Source organism: Methylorubrum zatmanii (genome assembly GCF_014845115.1).
GTDB lineage: Bacteria > Pseudomonadota > Alphaproteobacteria > Rhizobiales > Beijerinckiaceae > Methylobacterium > Methylobacterium zatmanii.
In genome coordinates this window covers 1-4,358 of record NZ_NKUI01000303.1, presented here as the reverse complement: position 1 = coordinate 4,358, position 4,358 = coordinate 1, and the positions used below count along the sequence as shown (strand labels likewise).

Annotated in this window: 5 protein-coding genes; all 5 read right to left on the bottom strand. The window is 69.0% G+C overall.

Translation table 11 applies throughout. The features are described from left to right. Positions 1-866: HAMP domain-containing protein (locus tag MZTS_RS23955; protein ID WP_192285776.1), on the bottom strand; the 866-nt coding region annotated here is incomplete at its 3' end. Between the two features lie 40 nt (positions 867-906). Next, positions 907-1,464, bottom strand: coding sequence for a chemotaxis protein CheW (locus tag MZTS_RS23950; protein ID WP_192285774.1), 558 nt, complete (start codon positions 1,462-1,464; stop codon positions 907-909). Continuing rightward, the gene (locus MZTS_RS23945) at positions 1,461-2,909 is read right to left on the bottom strand and encodes a CheR family methyltransferase (protein ID WP_192285772.1); all 1,449 of its coding nucleotides are present in this window, start codon (positions 2,907-2,909) and stop codon (positions 1,461-1,463) included. The genes MZTS_RS23950 and MZTS_RS23945 overlap by 4 nt, the downstream gene beginning before the upstream one ends. 92 nt (positions 2,910-3,001) lie before the next feature. Then, positions 3,002-3,502 (bottom strand): chemotaxis protein CheW, encoded by a 501-nt coding sequence (locus MZTS_RS23940; protein ID WP_192285778.1) that lies wholly within the window; start codon positions 3,500-3,502, stop codon positions 3,002-3,004. 150 nt (positions 3,503-3,652) lie between these two features. Continuing rightward, a complete protein-coding gene (locus MZTS_RS23935) occupies positions 3,653-4,138 on the bottom strand; it encodes a Ros/MucR family transcriptional regulator (RefSeq protein WP_192285770.1) in 486 nt (161 codons plus the stop codon). Between the last annotated feature and the right edge of the window lie 220 nt (positions 4,139-4,358).

Sequence of the window (4,358 nt, the reverse complement as noted above, 5' to 3'; positions counted from 1 at the left end):
GTCGCCGCGCGGTTGGTGCGGGCAAGGTCGGCCAGTCCCGCCGCCATGCCGTTGAGGGTCATGGCGAGGCGTCCGATCTCGTCCTCGCCGCCGCGCTGCAAACGACCCGTGAGGTCGCCCGCGCCGATCCGGGCCACGAAGCCCATGACGTCTTCGAGCGGACGGACCACCGCGCGGCTGATCAGCACCGTCACCAGGATCGAGAGCAGGATCGAGGCGGCCACCGTGACGGCGACCGAGAGGCGGCTGTTGTCGTAGATGCTGGCGACGCTGCGCTGGCCCGCGCCGATCACGCCGTCGAGGGCGGTCCGGGCATTGGCGATACTGCGCAGCAGCGTGTCGTGAAGCTTGTTGATCTCGTCGTTCTTCGCCTCGATGGCCGCGACATCCCGCGCATCGACGGCCCGCAGTTGCTGTTCACTCGCATTGCGGACTTGCCGGAACGCTTCGGTGGTCTCGTCGATGACGCCGCCGAGACGGCCCCAGGCGATGGTCCGCTCCGACGAGATTGCGGCGGCGCGGTATTCCTTGACCTCGGTGGCGACGGTGTTGAGCAGCCGTTCCAGTTCCGAGACGTTCTGGCGCCAGCTGCCCAGGAAGTCCTCCTGCCGGGCCGGGGCGGCCTGCGCCTGCGTCAGGACGGCGATCACCGCATTGCGCCGCACGAGGCCCATGTTGCGGGCGACGTTGCCGAGGTCGTCGAGCTGGCGCAGCACGCCGACGTCACGCGACACGATCAGGTCGGTCATGTCGCGCACGCTGCCGATCTGGCGCAGGGCATAGGCCCCCAAGGCCGCCACGATCAGGCTGGCCGCCACGAAGCCGAGGAGGATGCGTTTTCCGATCGAGAGCGACACGCGCGACAAGGCTCCGGCAGACGGTGCAGAGAAGGCGACGACCGAGGGGTCAGGTCATGAAACGGGCGATCAGGGCCGGCAGGTCGATGAGCGAGAAGCCTTCGTCCACATCCCCCGTCCTGTCGGAGCCGGGCGGTGCATAGCCCAGAAGCGGAGTGCGTCCCAGGGCTCCCCGGTCGGATGGCTGAGCGAGACCGGCATCGATGCGGGCGATGCCAACCGCGCGGTCGACCATGAGCGCCACGGGCGGATCCTGCGCCCTCAGGCTCACCATGTGACCGCCGCCTGCCTCGTCCTGCGCCCTGTCGAGCCCGAGGCAGGCGGCGAGATCGAGGACGCTGACGATCAACCCCGCCACCGCAGTGATGCCGCGCAGGGCCGGCGGCGCGTTGGGCAGGGCGGTGCAGGGCCGTCCGGGGTCGATGCCCGACACCGCCGCCAGCGGCAGACCGTAGCGCTCGGGCCCGCAGGCGCAGACGAGATAGGCGGCCGTCTCGACCGGCTGTTCCTGCGCCGCCTTGCGGGCGGCGAGGGCTGCGGCGCGGGCATCGAGCAGGGCGGCCGTTCGCGCGGTCGGATCGGCTGCTGCGGTGGCCCCGATCCTCACGGGCCGCTCCCGGCGATTTCGGCCAGCGCGCGGCGTGCGCTGTCGGCCAAGCGTGCGGCGCTCACCCCGTCTCCCTCCGGCAGGATCGTTTCGGCCGGCAGTCCTTGCGCGAGGCGGAGGGCATTGTCGAGTGCGCGGGTCGCCTCATCCCGGCGCCGGACCCGGACGAAGAGCAGACCGAGCTGGAAATGAGCCATGATGAAGCCGCGGTCGAGGAACAGCGCGCCCCGCAGGGCCCGCTCCGCCTCCCGCTCCCGGCCGAGGTCGAGGGCGAGAAGCCCCTCGTAGTAGCGCAGCACCGGATCGGTGGCGTAGCCGTCGATCTCCTCATGCAGGCGCCGCCAGGCCCGCGCCGTCTCTCCCGCATCGGCGAGCACGCGGATCTCGGCCAGCAGATCGCCGGGGGAGAGCGGATGATCCGCCGCCGGCGCGGCCGGGATCGGCACCGCGACCGGCGCGGTTTTGGCGGGCAGCACGGGTTGGGGCGGAGCGAGGGGCAGCGGGACCGCGTCCGGCATCGCCGGTAAAAGGAGGGGCGGCGGCGCGCCGCCCGGCGTGTCCGCCGGGCGGTAGGCCACCGTTCCCGGCAGGGCGACCGGGCGCAGCCACTGGGCGAAGGCGGGATTGGGCTCGGCATGCCCGATCAGGAGCCAGCCCTCCGGATTCAGCCGCTCGGCCAGGGCCCTCACGATCCGGTTCACGTGGTCGGGGCTGAAATAGATCAGGACGTTGCGGCACAGGATCAGATCGAAGCTGCCCGGATTCCGCTCCGAGCCGTCGATCAGGCTCAGCAGGTTCTGCCGTTCGAACCGGACCATGCGGCGGAAGGCGGGGCGCAGGGCGTAGCCGCCATGCGGCAGGCCGGGCCGGGCAGGGGTGCGGCGAAACCAGCGGGCACGCTCCTCCGTGTCGAGGGTGCGCAGGGCCCAGGGGCCGTATTCCGCCGTGCGGGCGGTGGCGAGCGCGGCCGCGCTGAGATCCGTTCCCAGAATCGTCACCGACCACTCGGCGAGGGCGTCGCCCAACAGATCGCTCAGGAGGATGGCGATGGAATAGGGCTCCGCCCCCGTCGAGCAGCCGGCGCTCCAGATCCGCAGGTTGCGGGACGGGGCCCGGGCCTCGATCAGCCCCGGCAGGATCGTCGTCCGCAGGGCCGCGAACTGCTCGGCGTAACGGAAGAAGAAGGTCTCGCCGATGGTGATCTCGGCTTCGAGCGTCGCCCATTCGTCCCGGCCGCCCGGCCCGTCGAGCAGGGCGAGATAAGCGGCGCAATCGGCCACCGCCCGGACCCGCATCCGCTTGTGCAGACGGTCGTAGAGCAGGTCGTCCTTGTCCTCATAGTAATTGTGGCCGGTGCGGGCGATCACCCGCTCCTTCAGGGCGGGAAAGCCCGGATCGACCGCCGCGCCCGTGGCGCGCCGCAACCGTTCGCCGGATTGGGTCATGGCAGGCGGTCTCAGAGTGCCTCACGAAACTCACGGTTCCTGACGTGCTCACTCCGGACGCAACGGTGCGGCGGGAGTTGTGTGAGAGGCACTCAGCCGGCCCGCGCCCCGCCGTGTTCGAACCCGGCGAGCCGGACCTTCGCCTGCCGCGTCAGCGCATCGAGCCGCACCCGCTCTTCCAGGGTGAGGATACGGTCGAGGGAAAGCAGATGCACGAGGCCGTCGCCGCGGGGAAATTCTCCGACGACGCAGCCATTCAGGCTCCGCGACGATGCGATCGGCCGGATGTCCCCATCCGCGATCGAAACGAGGTCGAGGGCCCGATCCACGAGCAGGGCGAGACCGCCCTGTCGCGCCAGCAGCAGATGCCGGTACGGGTCGTCATCGGCAGCCGCCGGGCGGAGATCGAACAGGACGGCGAGATCGATGACGGGCACCGGCTCACCGGCCAAGTTGAGGAAGCCGGCGAGCGGACCGCCCGCTGCCGGAGGTGCATGCAGGCGCGGCAACGGGAGGATCTCGCGGATCTCGGCCCGCGGCAGCGCGCATGTCGTGCCGGCAATATTCAGAAGAAGGGTGGCTAGGCGCGCCATCGCATGTCCTTCGGGCAGTTCGCCGCGGGGGCTGACGAAGACACCACCCTTCGTCTCGATCATGCGATTGACGCTTGCCGAAGGCAAAGGTTGCGCGGGGACGATCGCGAACGGCCGTTCAGGCCGCTCGGTACGTCGGGATGCGCCGGGTCAAGCGACCTTCTGACGAGAGCGGGACTTCGGCTCCGGAGCGGCGACAGCCTCTTCCTCGGCACGGCCACCGGGACGGCCGAGACCGATCGACTTGGCAAGGGCGGAGCGCTGGGCGGCGTAGTTCGGAGCGACCATCGGATAGTCGTTCGGCAGGCCGTAGCGCTGACGATAGGAATACGGATCGAGGCCGTGGGTACCGAGATGCCGCTTCAGCGTCTTGTAGGGCTTGCCATCGATGAAGCTGATGATCGCGTCCGGGGTGACTGACTTGCGGATCTGTGCGCTCGAGGGCTTCTCGATCACTTCCTCGGCGGGGGCGGCCACGGTGGCGGGGGTGCTGAGACCAGTCAGCGCGGCATGAACGTTGATGATCAGGCCCGGAAGCTCGGAGGCCGGCACTGAGTTGTTCGATACGTAGGACGATACGATATCGCTCGCCAATTCGACGAGGTCGTTGAACGATTTTTGGTTTTCTTCTGTCATTCTGCTTGTCCGTTCCGTGGGCCCCCCCCGGCGGCGCAAGATCATACGCGATGCCCGACGATGCAAGGGAAGAGTTTGAAAAACTACGTATACCTTGTGGGTTTTGTAGGGTCAAACATTCAAATCCAACGTTGCCGCTGAAGCGTAGAAGGCTAAGCGCAGGATAAGCGCGCACGTTCCAGTGGTGAACCAGAGGTTAAGCAGATGGGGTGGATGGCTC

Excerpts from the sequence above, each read along its gene's own strand:
- MZTS_RS23945 (WP_192285772.1), bottom strand. The coding sequence starts at position 2,909 with ATGACCCAATCCGGCGAACGGTTGCGGCGCGCCACGGGCGCGGCGGTC.
- MZTS_RS23940 (WP_192285778.1), bottom strand. The coding sequence starts at position 3,502 with ATGGCGCGCCTAGCCACCCTTCTTCTGAATATTGCCGGCACGACATGC.
- MZTS_RS23935 (WP_192285770.1), bottom strand. The coding sequence starts at position 4,138 with ATGACAGAAGAAAACCAAAAATCGTTCAACGACCTCGTCGAATTGGCG.